Raw genomic sequence first — 18,197 nt, 5'->3', positions numbered from 1 at the left:
CAATTCGGTTAGTTACATAATATACGATCGGTTGCGAGAATGCCACCATTTATTAAATCCTCTGCGAGGTCAGCGTCTCCGCCAATTCTGCGCCGGTAACTCCCTCGCGCGCCAGCACAAAAATGGTGTCATCACCAGCGATGCACCCCACCACGTCGTGCAGACCCACGCGGTCGATAAAGCTGGCGAGGTATTGCGCCGCGCCCGCTGGCGTGCGCAGCATTGCAATATTCATCGAGGAATCGTGAGAGACCACCAATTCATCCAACATGCGCCGCAGCTTCTCGCGCGGTCCGCCAACCTGGTCTTCGAATTGCTCCAGCTCGCCGGCGACCATATAGTACGAGCGCCCACCGTCTCGCTTGACCTTCTTCGCTCCCAGCTCATCAAGATCCCGCGACAGCGTGGCCTGCGTAATATCGATGCCTTCTGCCAACAAAAGCTCCGATAATTGCACCTGGCTCGTGACGCGATTGCGGTCCAGGATTTCCAAAATCTTTGCCTGCCGGGCAGTTCGAGTGCTCGGAGTGCTCATGACCTAGTTGTTCTCCTTATTGATATCAAGCAACCACACCAATAGTGCCTTTTGGGCGTGCAGGCGGTTTTCCGCCTCATCAAAAACCCGGGACTGCGGTCCGTCGATAACCTCTTCGGTCACCTCATTCCCACGATAGGCCGGCAGGCAGTGCAAGAAAATCGCGTCTTGCTTTGCCTTAGCCATCACGTCTTTAGAGACCTGATATGGCAAGAACGGGGTGCGCCTGTCCTGGCCATCGTTTTCCTGTCCCATAGATACCCAGGTATCCGTTATTACCACATCAGCGCCGGAAACTTCTTCCACATCATCGGTCACCGTCACATTGCCGCGCCGCCGTGCTCGCTCGACAAATTCGGGACGGGGCTGGAACCCTTCCGGCGACACGATGGAAATATCCATGCCTGCGGTAGCAAAGCCAATCATATAAGAATTGGCCATATTATTATTGCCATCCCCAAGATAGACCGCCTTGCGGCCAGCAAGATCGCCAAAGTTCTCCCGGCAGGTTAGAAGATCAGCCAGGATTTGGCAGGGATGCAGGTCATCGGAAAGCGCATTGACCAGCGGAACCGTCGATGTCTCCGCCATCTGTTCCAGGTTGTCGTGGGCATAGGTACGCCAGACGATGGCCTCCACGTAACGGGACAGGACCGCGGCCGTATCCTGGTAGGACTCGCCCTTGCCCATCTGCGTGCCCGAAGAGTCAACGGTAATGGCGCTGCCGCCCATGTGCGCGATTCCAGTTTCAAAAGAAAAGCGGGTGCGCGTAGACGTCTTATCAAAAAGGACGGCTACCGTCTTTGGGCCTTCCAACGGGCGACGCGCGAACGGATCGGCCTTGAGTTTAACCGCGAGATCGAGGACTTCTTTTTGTTCCTCTGGGCTAAGGTCATCATCGGCTAAGAAATGGCGCAAGCTCATACTAATTCCTCCACAACGGTGCGTAGCTTTTCCAAGGCAGTATCGATTTCCTGCTGGGAAATGACCAGTGGCGGGGTAAGGCGCAGGATCTTCTCGCTCGGGGCATTGAGGATAATCCCCTGCTCAAATCCACGCTTGACGGCCTCGCGAGCCACCGGTGCATTTAATACAACACCTAGCATAAGACCGCGGCCGCGCACATTGCTGACCCCGGAAATCTTTTTGACTTGCTGCGTTAAATACTCGCCCTTTGCGGAGACATCATTCAAAAACTTCTCATCGAGGGCATCGAGTACAACATTGGCCGCCGCACACGCCACGGGGTTTCCGCCAAAGGTGGTCCCATGGGAACCTGGCTGGAATAAGTCCTTGGCGCGACCGCGGGTGATGGTGGCGCCGATGGGCAATCCGGCACCCAACCCCTTGGCCATGGTGATGACATCGGGGGAAATATCTTCGAGCTCGTGGGCAAAGAATTGCCCCGTGCGCCCAGCTCCGGCCTGAACCTCATCGACGATGAGCAAAATACCGTGTTCATCGCATAAATCAGAAACGGCGCGCATAAAACCGGCGGGAGCTGGGATGACCCCGGTCTCGCCCTGAATTGGCTCGAAGATTATGGCGGCGGTATCCGCGGCATCTTGCTCCACCAACTGGCGCAGGTAGTCGATATCGCCGTAGGGGTAAAATTCCACGCCACTAGGCAGTGGGCGGAATGCCTTTTGTTTATCGGGCTGCCCAGTCATGGCCAAAGAGCCCATCGTGCGGCCGTGAAAACCATGGTGTGCAGCAAGGATGCGCCGCTTACCGGTCAGCCGTGCGAGTTTGAATGCCGCCTCGTTTGCCTCCGATCCGGAGTTGCAGAAAAATACGCGCGCCTCGCTATCGCCCACCCGTTCAATCAGCTTTGCCCCGGCGTCTAGCACGGGTTGGGTGGCAAAAAGATTGGAGGTATGCACAAGGGCGCGGCTTTGCTTGGCAACAGCATCTGCTACCTCCGCATTGCCATAACCCAAGGAAGTAACGGCGATACCCGCCAGCAGGTCAATGTAGGTTTTCCCGTTTTCATCAGTAAGGGTGGCGCCCTCCCCGGACACCAAGCCTAGCGGTGGCTGGCCATAGGTATTGGCCAGCGTTTCTGACCACCGGCCGGTTAGTGTTTCTTGCATGCTCATGCGATATCGTCCTTCCTAAACACTGTGCCTTCGGGATAATCATGTTTTTCGTAATCATCGGGCAGGACCATCGTTCCAATGCCGCCCGGGGTTAAAAGCTCAAGGAGCACGGAATGGCCTATTCGTCCATCGATGACGTGCGCCGCGGAAACCCCGCCCTGCACGGCGTTGAGGCAGGATTCCATCTTGGGAATCATGCCGGAGCTCAGGCCGGGAAGCAGTCCGGTAAGTTCATCGCTTTCGATTTTGGACACTAGGGAATCTTTATTTGGCCAGTCGGTATAAAGGCCTTCCACGTTGGTCAAAATGACCAGGCGTTCTGCTCCCAGTGCACTCGCTAGCGCACCCGCGGCGCTATCGGCGTTGATGTTATACACCTCGCCATCAGATCCTGGCGCGATGGTAGAGACCACCGGGATGCGGCCGGCCTCGATGATGTCATTGACGGCTGCCGGGTTGACCTCCACGATATCGCCCACCATGCCGATATCGGTTGCCTCTCCTTCTACGTCCACAAAGCGCTTGGTGGCGCGGAAGAGACCTGCGTCTTCACCGCTTGTGCCCACGGCGTATGGCCCGTGCGAGTTGATGAGGTTCACCAGTCCGCGGCCGACTTGACCAAAAAGGACCATGCGCACCACGTCCATGATTTCGGGTGAGGTGACGCGGAAACCGCCCTTAAATTCTCCTTCTATGCCGAGCTTATCCAGCATGGAATTGATCTGCGGGCCACCACCGTGGACGACGACGGGCTTTGCCCCGATGGTGCGCAGAAACACCATATCCGCCGCAAAGGCTTCCTTGAGTTCCTCATCCACCATGGCGTTGCCGCCATACTTGACGACGACGATTTTATCGCGGAAGTGCTGCAGCCATGGCAGGGCTTCAGCCAGCACCGTAGCGCGTTCCTGATTATTTAATCCGGGAAACATTTCTCCTCCTAGGAGCTATACGCCGAGTTGATCTCAACGTAGGAGTAGGACAGGTCCGTAGTGTAGACGAACGCCGTTCCCTCACCGCCGGTGCCGAGATCCACGCGGACATCGATATCCGCCCCGCTCAAGTCCACATCGCGGGCTCCGGGCGCGCCCGTCGAGTGCACGCATACCGGCTGGTCATTGAAGTAGACGGAGATATTGTCCGGATCCATGTCCGCATCCGCCATGCCGACGGCGGCCAGTACCCTGCCCCAGTTGGGATCGGAACCGAACATGGCGCACTTGAATAAGTTATCCCGCCCCAGGGTGCGAGCGGCATTAAGCGCCTGCTCATCAGAGCCCGTGCCTTCGACGGTGATCTTTACGCGCTTTGTCACTCCCTCAGCATCGGCCTGGAGCTGATCCGCAATATCCGCGCAGACCTCAAGGATTGCCTGATCCAACTCCTCTTCGCTGGGCTGGACGCCGGAGGCCCCGGAAGACATGACGATCACGGTGTCATTGGTAGAGGTCGAACCGTCCACATCCAAGGTATTAAACGTCTGTGCGCAGGCCTTCTCCAGCGAGCTTTGCAGGACCGCTGCGTCAGCGACGGCATCGGTAGTAATGCAGACCAACATCGTGGCAAGCGACGGCGCCATCATGCCAACGCCCTTGCCCATAGCGCCCACGGACCAACCATCACCCGTATAAACAGATTCCTTAGGAACGGTATCCGTGGTCATAATCGCAGTGGCGGCGTCATTGCCGTGCTGTGGGGTCGTGCCCACGTGATTGACTACGTCCGCGATGCCCGCAAGCGCATTGTCCATAGGCAGCGGCTCGCCGATGAGCCCGGTAGAACAAATGGCAATATCCTTCACGGCGATATCCGTGCCATGGGATACGGCATCGACCATTGCGCGTGCATCGACGTCGCCTTGCGCGCCGTTGCACGCATTGGCATTGCCGGAGTTGATGACTACGGCGCGCAGCTGGCCATCCGCTACGGCCTCGCGGGAGACCTTAACGGGGGACGCCACCACGCGATTGCGCGTGAACACTGCCGCGGCGTCCGAGCGCGGGCCTTCATTGATAATCAATGCCAAGTCCGACTTGCCAGAGGGCTTGATTCCGGCCTTCACGGCGCCGGCGCTAAATCCGGCGGGCCCGGTTATTCCAGGTGTAGTCATAAAATTCTCCTCTAATTAGTGCGCAGCCCTACGGGGCGACTGCGGCTTGGGGCAATCCCAAAGTTTCTGTCCATCCCAGCGCAAGGTTCATGCATTGCACGGCGGCACCGGCAGTACCCTTGCATAAATTGTCGAGCGCCGCGGTGATGATGAGGCGGTGGGAATTGTCATCGACATGGGCTTGGATATGCACCATGTTCGTGCCCACCACGTTCTGGGTTTCCGGTTGTTGGCCTTCTGGCAGCACGAGGCAGAAAGGCTCATCTGCATAAAATTCTTCGAAGGCGGTGCGCACCTGCTGCTTGCCGATGCCCCCTTTCAGCTCCGCCGTAATCGTCGCCAGAATCCCTCGGGGCATGGGTGCGAGCACCGGGGTGAAACTCACGGATACCTGGTCGCGAGAAAATGGTTGCAGGTTTTGTACGATTTCCGGGGTATGGCGGTGGGTGCCGCCTGGTTTATAGGCCTTGACGTTTCCCATGGTCTCCGCGCCCAATTGCGCGACGGATGCCTTCTTTCCCGCTCCGGAGACGCCGGTAATAGCGATGACGGACAGGGCGGGCTCCACGAGCTCGCGGGCAATGGCGGGCAACGCCCCCAAGGTAATGGCCGTGGGGAAACAACCAGGCACGGCGACCCGGTTTGTACCTTTAAGGTTCGACCTATTGCCCGGGATTTCCGGGATACCGTACGGCCACTGCCCCGCATAGTCCCCGCCGTAGTAGGCTGCCCAATCGCTCTCCTCGCGCAGCCGAAAGTCGGCGGCGCAATCGATGATGGTGACCTCATCGCCTAATTGCTCCGCGAGCCGCGCCGAGTGCCCGTGCGGCAAGCCCAAGAAGACGACGTCGTGTCCGGCTAACTCTTCGGGCGTGGTGTCAGCAATGACGCGATCTGCCAGCTGCGGCAGATGCGGCATGATTTCTGCGACGCGCTGGCCCACTTGGGAATTTCCCGTCAAGGAACCGATGCGCAGGTCACCGGAGTGATAGGCAGGGTGGGATAGCAGCAGGCGCAGTGTCTCACCGCCGGCGTATCCTGTGGCCCCTGCCACTGCTACTGAAATCGTCATACGAGGAACTATAGCAAGAAATACGTTCCGCTGTATGTTATTCAGTGAATTGGGTTACTTTCCCCAGTTCAGGCGGCATGAAAATAATTAACATGTTGCATGAAAACGCAAAACGGCGAAGACCCAAGACCCGAGTGGTTTATGTTCCACCAAAGTCTGGTTCTTCGCCGTTTAATGCAAAAGGCTGGGCTTCTGGCCCGTCCTATGCTCGCATTTCTGCGCCGAATCGCTGCTTGGCCAATTCGGCGGCCGTCGTGCGGTGCTCGTTGACTTCCTCATCGGTCAAGGTACGGTCCGCAGCGCGGAATTGCAGCTGGAAGGCCAAGGACTTCTTGCCCTCACCCAATTGCTCACCGCGGAAGATATCAAACAAGTCGACCGACTCGATGAGGTCTCCCGCACCCTCTTCCACCGTGGCGCGCACCTTTTCCGCTGGGATATCCTCATCCACTACCAACGCGATGTCCTGGTGCAAGGCTGGGAATGCCGACAGTACCGGCGCTGGGAAGCGCTCGGTCAGCGGCAGCGCGGTGATATCAAGCTCCATCGCGCACGTGCGCGGTGGCAGGTTGAGGGCCTCAAGCACCTGCGGGTGCAATTCGCCGGCATAGCCCACGATGTCATCGGCTCCTGCCACCTTGATGGCGGCGCACCGGCCTGGGTGCCACGGCAGGTGGTCCGCGGCTTCGACCTCGATATCCAGGCCAGCGGCGCGGGCCACCAAACGCGCGGATTCAATCGCGTCCGCGTAAGTGTAATCGCGGCCTTCGCCCCACGGCCCCTCGTGCTCCATCTTGCCGGTTGCAACGGTTGCCACGTGCAAGGGCTGTTCAGGAAGCGTGCGCAGGAGTTCTTCTACCACTTCATCGCCAGGACGCTGCGCAACAGACGGCATGGGCGAAGATTCTGCGCGCTTGAAGGCTACTTGCTGCAGGCCATAGAGGGCTAGATCCTTGCGTCCGCGAGCTACGTTGCGACCCAAAGCCTCAAGCGTTGCGGGGAGCAAGGTCGTGGCCAAGATGGCCTTGTCAGATTCCAAGGGGTTCTGCACGGCGACGGTATTGCGGCGAGCATCGTCAGCCGCAAGGCCCCACAAATCAAAGGTGTCGTTTGCGATAAACGGCGTGGGCAAAACCTCTGCATAGCCCGCATAAGCCAAACCGTGGCCAATGGCGCGGCGGCGCTTTTGCGTTGGGGTCAAACCGCGACCGCCAGCCGGCGTGGGCAGAACGGTGGGGATATCCTCTAGGCCTTCCAGGCGCAGGACCTCCTCAATGAGGTCAACGTCCATGGAAATATCGGTACGCCACGTCGCGGGCGTAACCTGCAGAACCGAATCCGATCCTTCCTCGACCGTGCAGCCCACCTCTTTAAGGCGGGAGATAACGGTCTCGCGGGAGTATTCGACGCCGGCGTATTCGCTCGGTTTTTCGGCACGCAAGCGAATGGCTTGGGGCTCGGCTATCTCTCCGACGAGGGTACGCCCCTTTTCGACCGTTCCGCCCGCAATGGAGTGCAATAGCGCGCACGCAATATCAAGGGCCACCTCAACGAGGGCAGGATCGACGCCGCGCTCAAATCGGCGGGATGCCTCAGAGGACAGCTTGTGGCGGCGAGAGGTACGGGCCACGGTAATGGGATCCCAGATAGCGGATTCGAAGTAGACATCCGTGGTCTGATCAGAAATCTCTGAGTGCGTGCCGCCCATAACACCGGCTAACGATTGGATGCCGTTGTCATCACAGATGACCACGTCTTCACCAGAGAGCTCGCGCGTGACGTGATCGAGGGTCTCAAACTTCTCGCCCTCTTGTGCATTGCGCACCGTGAGATCGCCCGCGATTTCATTGGCATCAAAGGCATGCATCGGGGTGCCCAAAAGCAACATGACGTAGTTGGTCACGTCCGTTGCCACATTGACGCTGCGTTGGCCGCACAGCATGAGTTCGCGCTCCATCCAAAATGGCGTGCGCGCCTGCGGATCGATGCCGCTTACCTTGCGCACGCCAAATCGCTGCGCCTTTGTCTCCTCGCGTAGATCGATGTTGATAAGCGAGCCTTCTGCCTCTGGCACCGCAGAGGTATCGATTCCGGCCACCGCTGGATCATCGGCGACGTCCTTAAACTGCAGATCGAAGGAAGAGGCGATTTCGCGGCTGAGACCACGGGCGGATAGCGCGTATCCGCGGTCTGGGGTGATGTTGACGTCAAAGTCGGTATCGGACAGGCCGATAGCTGGGCGAGCATCTTCGCCAACCATATCCGCGACTTCCTCACCCAGGACGATGATGCCGTTTGCCTGCGTGCCAAGGCCCAGCTCAGCAGCGGAGCACATCATGCCATTGGAGATGTGATCGTAGGTTTCGCGCGCCGCGATTTTGAACCCACCAGGCAGCTCTGCGCCGGGCAGGGAGACTACGACGTAATCGTGCAAGCGGAAGTTACGCGCACCGCAGATAATGCCCTGCAATTCACCGGTGCCATTTGCCTGGCCAACGTTGACCTGGCAGTACCGGATGGGCTTTTTGAACTGCGTGAGCTCTTCGATTTCTACGACCTGGCCAATAACCAATGGGCCAGTAGTCTCGGGGATCGGCTCATATCCTTCGGTTTCAAAGCCCACGCGGACGAAACCGGAGTCCATATCTGCAGCGGACACGCTCCAATTCGGATTGGAGGCGCCAAGGATACGGGTAACCCAGTCTTGGGAAATAAGCATGATGTATCTATCCTTTCTGGGTTTTAAGCCTGTACGCCAAAGGGCAGGGTGAAGCGGACATCGCCTTCAACCATGTCGCGCATATCGGTTAGTCCATTGCGGAATTGCAGGGTGCGCTCAAGGCCCATGCCGAACGCGAAGCCCGTGTACTCTTCCGGGTCAACGCCTACCGCGCGCAGCACGTTGGGGTTGACCATTCCGCAACCGCCCCATTCAATCCAGCCGGCGCCGCCCTTTTTATTGGGGAACCAGACGTCCACCTCGGCGGAAGGCTCCGTGAACGGGAAGTAATTCACGCGCATGCGCGTCGTGGTTTCGGAACCGAAGAGCACCTTGGCTAGGTGCTCGAGCGTTCCGCGCAGGTGAGCCATGGTAAGTCCCTTATCCACGGCAAGGCCCTCCATCTGGTGGAAGACCGGGGTGTGGGTGGCGTCCAGTTCGTCCGTACGGAAAACGCGCCCTGGGCAGGCGATGTACAAGGGCACATCGCGCTCGAGCATCGTGCGCACCTGCACAGGCGAGGTGTGCGTGCGCAGGACCTGCTTGGAGCCTTCCTTGCCCACGTGGAACGTATCCTGCAGGGTGCGCGCTGGGTGATCCGGCTTAAAGTTCAGGGCATCGAAGTTAAAGTACTCGGCCTCAATCTCTGGGCCATCGGCGATTTCCCATCCCATGCCAACGAAAATATCGGCAATGCGCTCCGATAAGGACGTAATGGGGTGCAGCGCACCCGTTTGCGCTCGGGTCGTAGGAATGGTCACATCGACGGTTTCGGCCTTGAGCTGGGCCTCGCGGGCCTGCTGCTCCAATTCCTCCTTGACCTGCGCAAACCGCTTTTCCATCTTGCCGCGGGCCATGTTGACGGCCTTACCGGCGGCTTTGCGTTGATCCTTAGGTATTTGGCCGAGGGATTGGCGGGCTTGCGGGATATACCCGTTATCGCCTAAGTGCTCGCGGCGGGCAGCGGCGAGATCCTCTAGGGTCTCTGCTGCTTCGAAGGCTGCGATAGCCTTATCGGCCGCGGCCCCGAGGGCCTGTTCGGTCAATTCGATCTGCGGTGTATCGGACACGTACTTCGTACCTTCTTCTCGCGCGAAAACTAACGCGTGCAATCTTACTCTGTCACTAGGACACGGACAGCCCCAGGGACCCCCTTTTCATTCGCTACCGCGGAGCAACGCGATTGCGGCCTAGTTCTGGTCCTGCGCCTTGGCGGATTCGTACAAGCAGATGCTGGCCGCGGTGGCAAGGTTGAGTGACTCCGCGCTCCCCCGCAGTGGGATGCGTACCCGCATATCGGCCTCTTCAAGCAGCTCGCCCAGCCCGTGAGCCTCATTGCCGAAGAGCCAGGCGGTGGGTTGGGAGAGGTCGGCATCAGCAAGCTCTACTTCCCCATCCGCGGCTGTGGCAACGATTTGCATGCCAGACTTGCGCAGCTGACCCAATACGTCCTTGATATTTGGATCGCGCGCGACAGGGACGTGGAATAAGGAGCCGGCTGAAGCGCGGACAACCTTGCTGCCTAAGGGATCCACGGTCTCGCCTGCAAAGATCACGCCATCGGCGCCCATCGCATCCGAAGTCCTAATCAACGTACCCGCGTTTCCGGGCTCAGAGGTAAGCACCGGCACCGAAATCAACTTCGGCTTCCCATTAAGAATCTTTCCCGCAGACCACAAGACGGAAGAACTGCACAAGGCAAAAATTCCCGTCGTCGTCGCGGTATCGGCCAAGTGCTTCGCGGCCTTATCTGTAATGGGGTGAACATAAACGTCCATATACCCGCAAGCCGTAACGATGTCCGCGAAGCGCTCTGCAGCCTTTTCCGTCACGAATACATCCGTCGCCGCCCCCGTGGATACTGCGGCGTCGACAGCATTTTCGCCCTCGATGATGAACTGTTTCGCCTTCTTACGGCTAGCAGCCCGGTGCAATTTCGCCGCGTTGACGATGCGCGGAGTGCGTTCAGTAAAGGCCGAGTCAAAGTCTAAATTCATAGGCCCTACCCTACCTTGGGCACGTTTGCGCACGTTCCGAACCTTAGGTATAACAAAGCCCTGCCAGAAATCCGGCAGGCCATGGGAAAAGTATTATTTCTTTAGCGGAACTCCGCGTGCGTCTTTGTCGTAATCGCCCACGCCAAGGAGAATCATGAAGAACTCAATAAACACCCAGATTCCTAGAACGGTCCAGAAAAGGAAGCCCAACAGGAACCAGAAGGTAAACCAGCCGAGGATATTCAGCGACAACTGCACGATGGCATAAGTTGTACGGCCAGTGTAGAAGTTATGCGCTCCAACACTGCCCAAGAAGAAGCACAGAAGCAACGCAGCTACCCAGGACTTTTGGTTACCAGTCGCCGCATATTGTTGCTGAGGATAGCCCTGCTGCGGATAGCCACCAGAGTGGAATTCCTGGGAGTAATACGGCCGATCCTGGCCGGAAAATTGACTTGAACCAGGGTTGCCTTCTGGTTGCTCGCAGTTATATGGGCTCGTCATGCCGCGCCGGTCTTCTTGCAAATGCTGGTTTTATCGACTCATCAATTTAGCACATACAGCGAACAGATTATTAGCAGGCTTGAGACAGTGAGATAGAACAAAACCCACCCCTCACCGCGTCGAGCGGCGTGGAGTGGGCGAGCAGCTATGTAGCTGGAAAGGCTTACGCAGCCTTTGGTGCGTTGACGTCCTCAGGCAGGGCGGCCTTAGCGGTCTCGCACAGTGCGGAGAAAGCCTCGAAGTCGTTGACGGCAAGCTCGGCGAGGATCTTGCGGTCTACCTCGATCTCGGCCAAGCGCAGCCCGTGGATGAGGCGGTTGTAGGTGATGTCATTCATGCGGGCAGCAGCGTTGATGCGCTGGATCCACAGCTTGCGGAACTCGGACTTACGCGCGCGGCGGTCGCGGTAAGCGTAAGTCATAGAGTGCAGCCACTGCTCCTTAGCCTTACGGTACAGGCGGGAACGCTGACCGCGGTAACCCTTGGCGGACTTCAGGATCGCGCGACGCTTCTTCTTTGCGTTAACTGAGCGCTTTACTCGTGCCACAGTAATACTTCCTTAAATTCTGGTTGAGATGGTGGATGTGGGTTGATTGGGCGCTATTAAGCGCGACCGAGCAGGCGCTTGACGCGCTTGGTGTCTGGCTGGGAGACGGACTCGGTGCCCTTGAGGCGACGGGTACGCTTGGAAGGCTTGCCCTCCAGCAAGTGGCGGCGGTTTGCCTGCTCGCGGCGCAGCTTGCCGGAACCGGTCACCTTGATGCGCTTTGCGGTGCCCTTGTGGGTCTTCTGCTTCATGAGTATAAGTCCTTAAATCCTACGTGGAATATGGTTTACTTTTTGCCCTTACGAACCGGACCCAAAACCATGGTCATGTTGCGACCATCCTGCTTGGGGCGGGACTCAACTACGCCAACCTCAGCGACGTCATCGGCCAACCGCTCCAAAAGCCGGAAACCTAGCTCCGGTCGCGATTGCTCGCGGCCGCGGAACATGATGGTCACCTTAACCTTGGATCCCTTTTCCAGGAAGCGAACTACGTTACTCTTCTTGGTCTCATAATCGTGATCGTCGATCTTCGGACGGAACTTCTGTTCCTTCACCACGGTCTGCTGCTGGTTCTTACGAGATTCGCGAGCCTTTTGGGCCTGCTCATACTTGAACTTGCCGTAGTCCATGATTTTGGCAACTGGGGGCTTAGCCTTTGGAGCAACCTCGACCAAATCCAGGTCAGCTTCATAGGCAAGCTTGCGGGCATCATCGGTGCGGACGATACCCACCTGTTCACCACCGGGGCCGACAAGACGGACCTCGGGTACTCGGATACGCTCATTAATGCGAGCTTCAGCGCTGATTGTGGTTCTCCTCGATTAGGGGTTTTGGGTAATGAGTTCACCTACCGTGGACCACAAACGAATCTAACCCGGTCTGCCAAAGGCAGCCGGGAGATCTCACAGAGCCAGACGTAAATGTCTGGTTACCTTTACCGTTATCCAACGAACCTGAAGTTCGCGGCATCGGGTGGGAGAATCTCCGCTTGTGACCCAGGTTCCTAGAAAAGGTACCTTGGGCGGTAGTGGATACGACACTAGCAGCCGCTACCATTTAAGGCAAACCGCAGAATACTAGGCATCCTCGCAGGTGGAATCGGGCTCTAGTTTTTCATCCGCAATGGCTTTATCAATGGACTTGAGGACATCATCGGCAAGGTCATCGATCGCGGCGGAGCCATTTTCATAATCCTCGCCCTCGACGATGACGCTCAAGGCCACGCCTACCCTTTTACCGTCCTTTTCATGGACACCGAATTGCCGGAAGGTGTAGTCATCGCTATTTTCATCGAGCCCCCACCCGCTTTTTGCCCGGGTGCTTGTGTGTTTGGAGAGGCCAACGTTTTGCCATTCCACGATGTCATTTAATACCTCATGGACATATTCGGCTTCTTTGATGCAGGGCAATTGCGCCCCGAAATTTGCTTGCTCCTGCAATGGCCAGATGGAGTACCCAAAAGCATCGTCCTCAATGGAGGCATTCGAGCCGTGCTCGCGCAAGAGCTTTTCCACCGCCTCCGAGGCCACACCTTCTTCCCACTGCACTTGCGACCACAATGCGTAGGCGGCATCATTATCGGATTCCTTGATGGCCAAATCCACCAAGGATGGATCGGCGCCGTCCTGCAGGGCCGTAATCGCGATGGGCACTTTGATGGTGGACCATGCTGGGCCTTCGCCTTTGTCGCCCGCAGAAATTTTTTCTTCGCCGACGGAGATGGCCACGCCGACCTTAGCGTCATAGTCCTTGGACACTGCCGCAATGGCGCGGTCTAGATCTTTGGCGATTGCGGCATCGGCATTATCGCTAGCGCTTGCCGATGCCCCTTCCCCCGCCGTATCCGGCGCCTGTTCCGGCGACGAGCACGCCGCCACGGCAGCAAGCGATACCGTCGCCAGTATCGCTCCCATTCTCCGCCGCAGATTCATTCCTCACAGACTAGCCCATCTTTTAGAAAGGGGACAATTTTTCACAGAAACTATCGACTTTAGTTTTTAAGGAAGCAGTTCCTTGAGGTAGCCGCCGGTATAGGAGCCTTCCACTTGTGCAACCTTTTCCGGCGTACCCTGCGCAACCACGGTGCCGCCGCCGGCACCGCCTTCAGGGCCCATATCCACAATCCAGTCCGCTGCCTTGATGACATCGAGGTTGTGCTCAATGATGAGCACGGAATTGCCCTTATCTACCAAGCCTTGAATCACCAGCATCAACCGGCGAATATCCTCAAAGTGCAGACCGGTCGTCGGCTCATCCAAGATATAGATGGTGCGGCCATTGGTGCGCTTTTGCAGCTCCGAGGCGAGCTTCACGCGCTGAGCCTCACCGCCGGACAACGTGGTGGCGGCTTGGCCGAGGCGGACGTAGCCCAGGCCGACATCGACAAGCGTGGCCAAGTAGCGGTGGATGGAGGTAATGGGCTCGAAAAAGTCCGCGGCTTCAGAAATCGGCATGTCCAGCACTTCCGCGATGTTTTTGCCCTTGTAGTGGACCTCCAGGGTCTCGCGGTTATAGCGCGCGCCCTCGCAGACCTCACACGGGACATAAACATCCGGCAAGAAGTTCATCTCAATCTTGATGGTGCCATCGCCCTGGCAAGCCTCGCAGCGCCCGCCTTTGACGTTGAAGGAAAAGCGGCCGGCCTTGTAACCGCGCACCTTTGCTTCTTGGGTCTCCGCAAAAAGGTTGCGAATCTTATCAAAGACGCCGGTGTAGGTCGCCGGGTTGGAACGCGGGGTGCGGCCAATCGGGCTCTGATCCACCTGCACCAATTTATCCAGGTGCTCAATGCCCTCCACGCGCTTGGCGCGCCCAGGAACCTGCCGGGCGCGGTTCAAGTTATTGGCCAAGGTCTTGGCGAGGATTTCATTGACCACGGTGGACTTGCCGGAGCCGGATACGCCGGTAATGCACACCAGAACGCCGAGCGGAATCTCAACGTTGATTCCCTTGAGGTTATTTTCCCGGGCACCAACCACCTTCAGGGTGCGGTCCTTATCGATCTCGCGGCGGTGATCCGGAACGGCCAGGACCTTGGAACCGGATAGGTACTGCCCCGTTAGAGACTCCTTTACCTTCTCCACGCCGGCGGGCTCGCCTTGGTAGACCACTTCGCCGCCGTATTCGCCGGCGCGCGGGCCCACATCCACGAGCCAATCGGACGAGCGAATGGTGTCTTCATCGTGTTCGACCACGATGAGCGTATTGCCGATATCGCGCAGACGCTGCAAGGTCGAAATCAGGCGGTGATTATCGCGCTGGTGCAAACCGATGGACGGCTCGTCCAACACGTAGAGCACACCGGCAAGCCCGGATCCAATCTGCGTGGCCAGGCGGATGCGCTGGGCCTCCCCGCCAGACAGGGTCGAGGCGCCGCGGTCCAGGGTGAGGTAGTTAAGGCCCACGTCCAATAAGAAGCGCAGGCGGGCTTGGGTCTCCTTCAACACCGCCCCAGCGATGATTTCCTCGCGGTGACCCAAGACCAGCGAATCCAAAAACTCCGAGGCATCCTCGATGGACAGGGCGCTAAGCCCCGCGATGGACTGTTCGCCATGCGTGGTCGACGCCAGGCGCACGGCGAGGATTTCCGGCTTCAGGCGCGTTCCCTTACACGTGCTACACGGCACCCGGCGGGTGTATTGCAGCAGCCGATCCTTTTGGGACTGCGAATCCGTGGTATCCAATTTGCGGTGCAGGAATCCGACGGCACCCTCAAAGGGCGCGGTCCAATTGCGCTGGCGGCCATAGCGGTTCTTATAGCGCACCCGCACCTCGGTTTCGGTGCCATAAATCAACGCATCGCGCTGCTCCTTGGTCAGCTCGCTGACAGGGGTCTGCGGGTCAAAGCCCAGGGCCTTGCCCAAACCTTCCACGAGTTTGACGAAGTACCGGGAATTCGGGCTGGAATGCCACGGCTGCACGGCATCGACAGCCGGGGCATCCGGATCCGGGATGAGCAGGTCTACATCCACTTCGAGCTTCGTGCCCAAGCCATCGCAGACCGGGCAGGAGCCAAAGGGCGCGTTAAAGGAAAACGCGCGTGGCTCGTACTCCTCGATGGTGAGGGTATGGCCGTTGGGGCAGGCCGCCTTCTCGGAATAGGTATGCGTGAGTTCCTCTTTATCAACAAACTCGATGGTGACGAGGCCATCGGCAAGCCGCAAAGCCGTTTCCACGGAATCGGTGAGGCGCTGCTTCTGCGATGCCTTGACCTGCAGCCGGTCCACCACCACCTCGATGGTGTGTTTGACCTGCTTCTTTAGCTTCGGCGGATCGCTTAATTGGTGGGTCTCACCATCCACGCGCACGCGGGAGTAGCCCTGCGCCGAAAGGTCCTGGAAGAGGTCGACAAACTCACCCTTGCGCTTGCGGGCCACCGGGGCAAGCACCTGGAACTTCAGCTTTTCTTCCTGCTCCAGGACGGCATCAACGATCTGCTGCGGCGTCTGGCGCTCGATGACGGCATCGCACTTGGGGCAGTGCGGGGTGCCGGCGCGCGAGAAGAGCAAGCGGAGGTAATCGTAAATTTCCGTAATCGTGCCCACGGTAGAGCGCGGGTTGTGGTTCGTAGACTTCTGATCGATGGACACCGCCGGCGACAGGCCACCGATGTATTCCACATTGGGTTTATCCATCTGGCCCAAAAACATCCGGGCATAAGAGCTCAACGATTCCACGTAGCGGCGTTGGCCCTCCGCGAAGATGGTATCGAAGGCCAGCGAGGACTTACCAGAGCCCGAAAGCCCAGTAAAAACCACCATTTTATCGCGCGGAATATCGATATCCACGCCCTTGAGATTGTGTTCCCGTGCGCCTCGCACAATCAATCGTTCTGCCACTGCGCTCCAGCCTCCACATCATAGATTTTAATCTCCCCTTGAATGTACCCGTAGGCTGGGACGTATGACTAACGAGCTACATCTTCACCAAATCTCCGTTTCGGAAATGGACAATAACTGCTACCTGCTTACCGCCGGCGATCAAGGCTTGCTTGTCGATGCCGCCGATAACGCCCCCGCCATCCTCAACATGGCGCGCGAGGCAGGGGTTGACATCACCGCCGTTCTCACCACGCACCGCCATTGGGATCACGTGCGGGCTCTCGACGAGGTTTTGGAGGCCACCAACGCAAAGCACTACGCCTCCTTCATTGATTCGCCGGCCATTCCGGAAGACGTAGACGTTGAGCTGCGCGAGGGCGATTCCATCGAGTTTGCCGGCATGAAATTGCCCATCATCATCCTGCGCGGCCATACCCCCGGCGGCGTGGCACTCGTGGCCACCGTTGACGGGGTCACCAACCTGTTTGTGGGAGATTCCGTATTCCCCGGTGGATTGGGTCGAACGACCTCTGAAGGCGACTTCGTGCGGCTATATAAGGACGTCACCAAGCGTGTTTTCGAGGAGTTCCCGGATAACGCCATCATCCGCCCAGGGCATGGCAAGCCCACCACCTTGGGGGAAGAACGCCCCAAGTTGGGTGATTGGTGGGAGCGCCGTTGGTGATCTAGGCGGCTATTTCAGCGTATAATGGTCAATCACACGATTGGTCTAGAACAACGAGCTAAGGAGCTTAAAGGACTATGATTCGCAAGTTTGCCCGCCCCATGCTGGCATCGGTATTTGTATGGGAAGGTGTAGACGACCTGCGCAATGCCTCGGAGCACACCAAGGAAACCGAAGGCTTCCTCAAGACCCTGCGCAAGTTCGTCCCCTCCGGTTACAAGAACCTGATTCCCAATGATCCGGAACTAGCTACCCGCGCCCTCGGCGGCGCAAAGATCGGTGCAGGTACCACCTTGGCTCTGGGCAAGGCACCCCGCACCTCCGCAGCCGTGCTGGCTGCCGCTACCCTGCCTAACTTAGTGGGCAAAAATAACTTCTGGGCCGCAGATAACAAGAAGGACAAGGAAGACCGTCGCAACGGCTTCATTACCAACACCGCCCTGCTCGGCGCGCTCTTTATCACCACCCAGGACACCGAGGGCAAGCCTTCCCTGCGCTGGCGCGCACAAAAGGCCGGTGAGCGCACCAATAAGAAGATTCAGCAGGCGCTGCCTACCAAGTCTGAGTCCCAGGAAAAGCGCGAGGAGCTTTCCGCTCGCGCCAACGAGCTGTCCAACAAGGCCGGCGACTGGTTCAATGAGACCTCCCAGAAGGCTCAGGCCTATGTGGATGACAACAAGGATGACTGGCAGTCCACCGGTCGCGGCCTCCTGGATACCGCCAAGTCCTATGTCGATGACGCCAAGGACTACGTCGATGACAACAAGGATGACTGGCAGGATTCCGGTCGCGGCTTCTTGGACAACGCGAAGTCCTTCATCGAGGACTCCGTGGATAGCGCCAAGTCCTACGTCGGCGACAACAAGCAGGACTGGCTGAAGTCCGCTGAGTCCAACGCTAAGACCGCCCGCAAGGGTGCCGTCAAGGCCGCGAACAAGGCACAAAAGCGTGCCGATGACGCCGCATCGAAGCTCGACAAGGCAGACTCCAAGCGCGCTGCTAAGAAGGCTTCTAAGCACGCAGATAAGCTGCAAAAGAAGGCTAATAAGAAGATCGAAGCCGCTATCAAGAAGATTGAAAAGCGCGCTAAGTAATTCGCCTTAACCC

17 protein-coding genes are annotated in these 18,197 nt (G+C 58.1%); 2 read left to right on the top strand and 15 right to left on the bottom strand.

The features are described 5' to 3' along the window. Window positions 1-52 precede the first annotated feature (52 nt). From QP970_RS09910 to uvrA, 15 genes are all read right to left on the bottom strand, one after another. A complete protein-coding gene (locus tag QP970_RS09910) occupies window positions 53-535 on the bottom strand; it encodes an arginine repressor (protein WP_005282729.1) in 483 nt (160 codons plus the stop codon). Window positions 536-538: 3 nt separating this feature from the next. After that, on the bottom strand, window positions 539-1,459 hold the full coding sequence (gene argF / locus QP970_RS09905) for an ornithine carbamoyltransferase (protein WP_284772192.1): 921 nt from the start codon (window positions 1,457-1,459) through the stop codon (window positions 539-541). Next, window positions 1,456-2,634, bottom strand: coding sequence for an acetylornithine transaminase (locus tag QP970_RS09900; RefSeq protein WP_284772193.1), 1,179 nt, complete (start codon window positions 2,632-2,634; stop codon window positions 1,456-1,458). Before QP970_RS09900 ends, argF begins: the two co-directional genes overlap by 4 nt. Beyond that, window positions 2,631-3,566 (bottom strand): acetylglutamate kinase, encoded by a 936-nt coding sequence (argB, locus tag QP970_RS09895; protein WP_284772194.1) that lies wholly within the window; start codon window positions 3,564-3,566, stop codon window positions 2,631-2,633. Before argB ends, QP970_RS09900 begins: the two co-directional genes overlap by 4 nt. Before the next feature lie 8 nt (window positions 3,567-3,574). Next, a complete protein-coding gene (gene argJ, locus QP970_RS09890; protein ID WP_284849750.1) occupies window positions 3,575-4,744 on the bottom strand; it encodes a bifunctional glutamate N-acetyltransferase/amino-acid acetyltransferase ArgJ in 1,170 nt (389 codons plus the stop codon). A 28-nt stretch (window positions 4,745-4,772) separates the two neighbouring features. Next, the gene (gene argC, locus QP970_RS09885; RefSeq protein ID WP_284772196.1) at window positions 4,773-5,816 is read right to left on the bottom strand and encodes an N-acetyl-gamma-glutamyl-phosphate reductase; all 1,044 of its coding nucleotides are present in this window, start codon (window positions 5,814-5,816) and stop codon (window positions 4,773-4,775) included. Between the two features lie 202 nt (window positions 5,817-6,018). Next, a complete protein-coding gene (pheT, locus tag QP970_RS09880; RefSeq protein WP_284772197.1) occupies window positions 6,019-8,535 on the bottom strand; it encodes a phenylalanine--tRNA ligase subunit beta in 2,517 nt (838 codons plus the stop codon). Between the two features lie 23 nt (window positions 8,536-8,558). Continuing rightward, complete coding sequence (pheS, locus tag QP970_RS09875; RefSeq protein WP_239269862.1) at window positions 8,559-9,605, bottom strand: phenylalanine--tRNA ligase subunit alpha; 1,047 nt, start codon at window positions 9,603-9,605, stop codon at window positions 8,559-8,561. Window positions 9,606-9,725: 120 nt separating this feature from the next. Further along, window positions 9,726-10,532, bottom strand: coding sequence for a TrmH family RNA methyltransferase (locus QP970_RS09870; RefSeq protein ID WP_239269863.1), 807 nt, complete (start codon window positions 10,530-10,532; stop codon window positions 9,726-9,728). A 93-nt stretch (window positions 10,533-10,625) separates the two neighbouring features. Next, a complete protein-coding gene (locus QP970_RS09865; protein ID WP_239275777.1) occupies window positions 10,626-11,036 on the bottom strand; it encodes a TM2 domain-containing protein in 411 nt (136 codons plus the stop codon). 163 nt (window positions 11,037-11,199) lie between these two features. Beyond that, window positions 11,200-11,583: a 50S ribosomal protein L20 gene (gene rplT, locus QP970_RS09860; RefSeq protein ID WP_023017886.1), complete on the bottom strand. Its 384-nt coding sequence runs from the start codon at window positions 11,581-11,583 to the stop codon at window positions 11,200-11,202. A 56-nt stretch (window positions 11,584-11,639) separates the two neighbouring features. After that, complete coding sequence (gene rpmI, locus QP970_RS09855; protein ID WP_239269865.1) at window positions 11,640-11,834, bottom strand: 50S ribosomal protein L35; 195 nt, start codon at window positions 11,832-11,834, stop codon at window positions 11,640-11,642. 35 nt (window positions 11,835-11,869) lie between these two features. Next, the gene (infC, locus tag QP970_RS09850; protein WP_081443661.1) at window positions 11,870-12,391 is read right to left on the bottom strand and encodes a translation initiation factor IF-3; all 522 of its coding nucleotides are present in this window, start codon (window positions 12,389-12,391) and stop codon (window positions 11,870-11,872) included. A gap of 270 nt (window positions 12,392-12,661) precedes the next feature. Further along, entirely contained in the window at window positions 12,662-13,498 is an 837-nt protein-coding gene (locus tag QP970_RS09845; protein WP_239269866.1) for a serine hydrolase, read from the bottom strand. A gap of 84 nt (window positions 13,499-13,582) precedes the next feature. Continuing rightward, a complete protein-coding gene (uvrA, locus tag QP970_RS09840; RefSeq protein ID WP_239269867.1) occupies window positions 13,583-16,423 on the bottom strand; it encodes an excinuclease ABC subunit UvrA in 2,841 nt (946 codons plus the stop codon). Between the two features lie 64 nt (window positions 16,424-16,487). On the opposite strand from uvrA, the gene QP970_RS09835 reads away from it, so the two are divergent. Together QP970_RS09835 and QP970_RS09830 are read left to right on the top strand one after the other, a co-directional pair. Next, a complete protein-coding gene (locus QP970_RS09835; RefSeq protein ID WP_239269868.1) occupies window positions 16,488-17,090 on the top strand; it encodes an MBL fold metallo-hydrolase in 603 nt (200 codons plus the stop codon). A 77-nt stretch (window positions 17,091-17,167) separates the two neighbouring features. Further along, window positions 17,168-18,184, top strand: coding sequence for a DoxX family protein (locus QP970_RS09830; protein WP_239269869.1), 1,017 nt, complete (start codon window positions 17,168-17,170; stop codon window positions 18,182-18,184). The last annotated feature ends 13 nt before the right edge of the window (window positions 18,185-18,197 follow it).

Origin of the sequence: Corynebacterium sp. MSK073, from assembly GCF_030232085.1 — a bacterium.
Taxonomy (GTDB): Bacteria; Actinomycetota; Actinomycetes; order Mycobacteriales; family Mycobacteriaceae; genus Corynebacterium.
This window is presented reverse-complemented; position numbering and strand designations above follow the sequence as displayed.

Coding starts and splice junctions, on each gene's coding strand:
- QP970_RS09910 (WP_005282729.1), bottom strand. CDS start 535: ATGAGCACTCCGAGCACTCGAACTGCCCGGCAGGCAAAGATTTTGGAA.
- argF (WP_284772192.1), bottom strand. CDS start 1,459: ATGAGCTTGCGCCATTTCTTAGCCGATGATGACCTTAGCCCAGAGGAA.
- QP970_RS09900 (WP_284772193.1), bottom strand. CDS start 2,634: ATGAGCATGCAAGAAACACTAACCGGCCGGTGGTCAGAAACGCTGGCC.
- argB (WP_284772194.1), bottom strand. CDS start 3,566: ATGTTTCCCGGATTAAATAATCAGGAACGCGCTACGGTGCTGGCTGAA.
- argJ (WP_284849750.1), bottom strand. CDS start 4,744: ATGACTACACCTGGAATAACCGGGCCCGCCGGATTTAGCGCCGGCGCC.
- argC (WP_284772196.1), bottom strand. CDS start 5,816: ATGACGATTTCAGTAGCAGTGGCAGGGGCCACAGGATACGCCGGCGGT.
- pheT (WP_284772197.1), bottom strand. CDS start 8,535: ATGCTTATTTCCCAAGACTGGGTTACCCGTATCCTTGGCGCCTCCAAT.
- QP970_RS09870 (WP_239269863.1), bottom strand. CDS start 10,532: ATGAATTTAGACTTTGACTCGGCCTTTACTGAACGCACTCCGCGCATC.
- QP970_RS09865 (WP_239275777.1), bottom strand. CDS start 11,036: ATGACGAGCCCATATAACTGCGAGCAACCAGAAGGCAACCCTGGTTCA.
- rpmI (WP_239269865.1), bottom strand. CDS start 11,834: ATGAAGCAGAAGACCCACAAGGGCACCGCAAAGCGCATCAAGGTGACC.
- QP970_RS09845 (WP_239269866.1), bottom strand. CDS start 13,498: ATGGGAGCGATACTGGCGACGGTATCGCTTGCTGCCGTGGCGGCGTGC.
- QP970_RS09835 (WP_239269868.1), top strand. CDS start 16,488: ATGACTAACGAGCTACATCTTCACCAAATCTCCGTTTCGGAAATGGAC.
- QP970_RS09830 (WP_239269869.1), top strand. CDS start 17,168: ATGATTCGCAAGTTTGCCCGCCCCATGCTGGCATCGGTATTTGTATGG.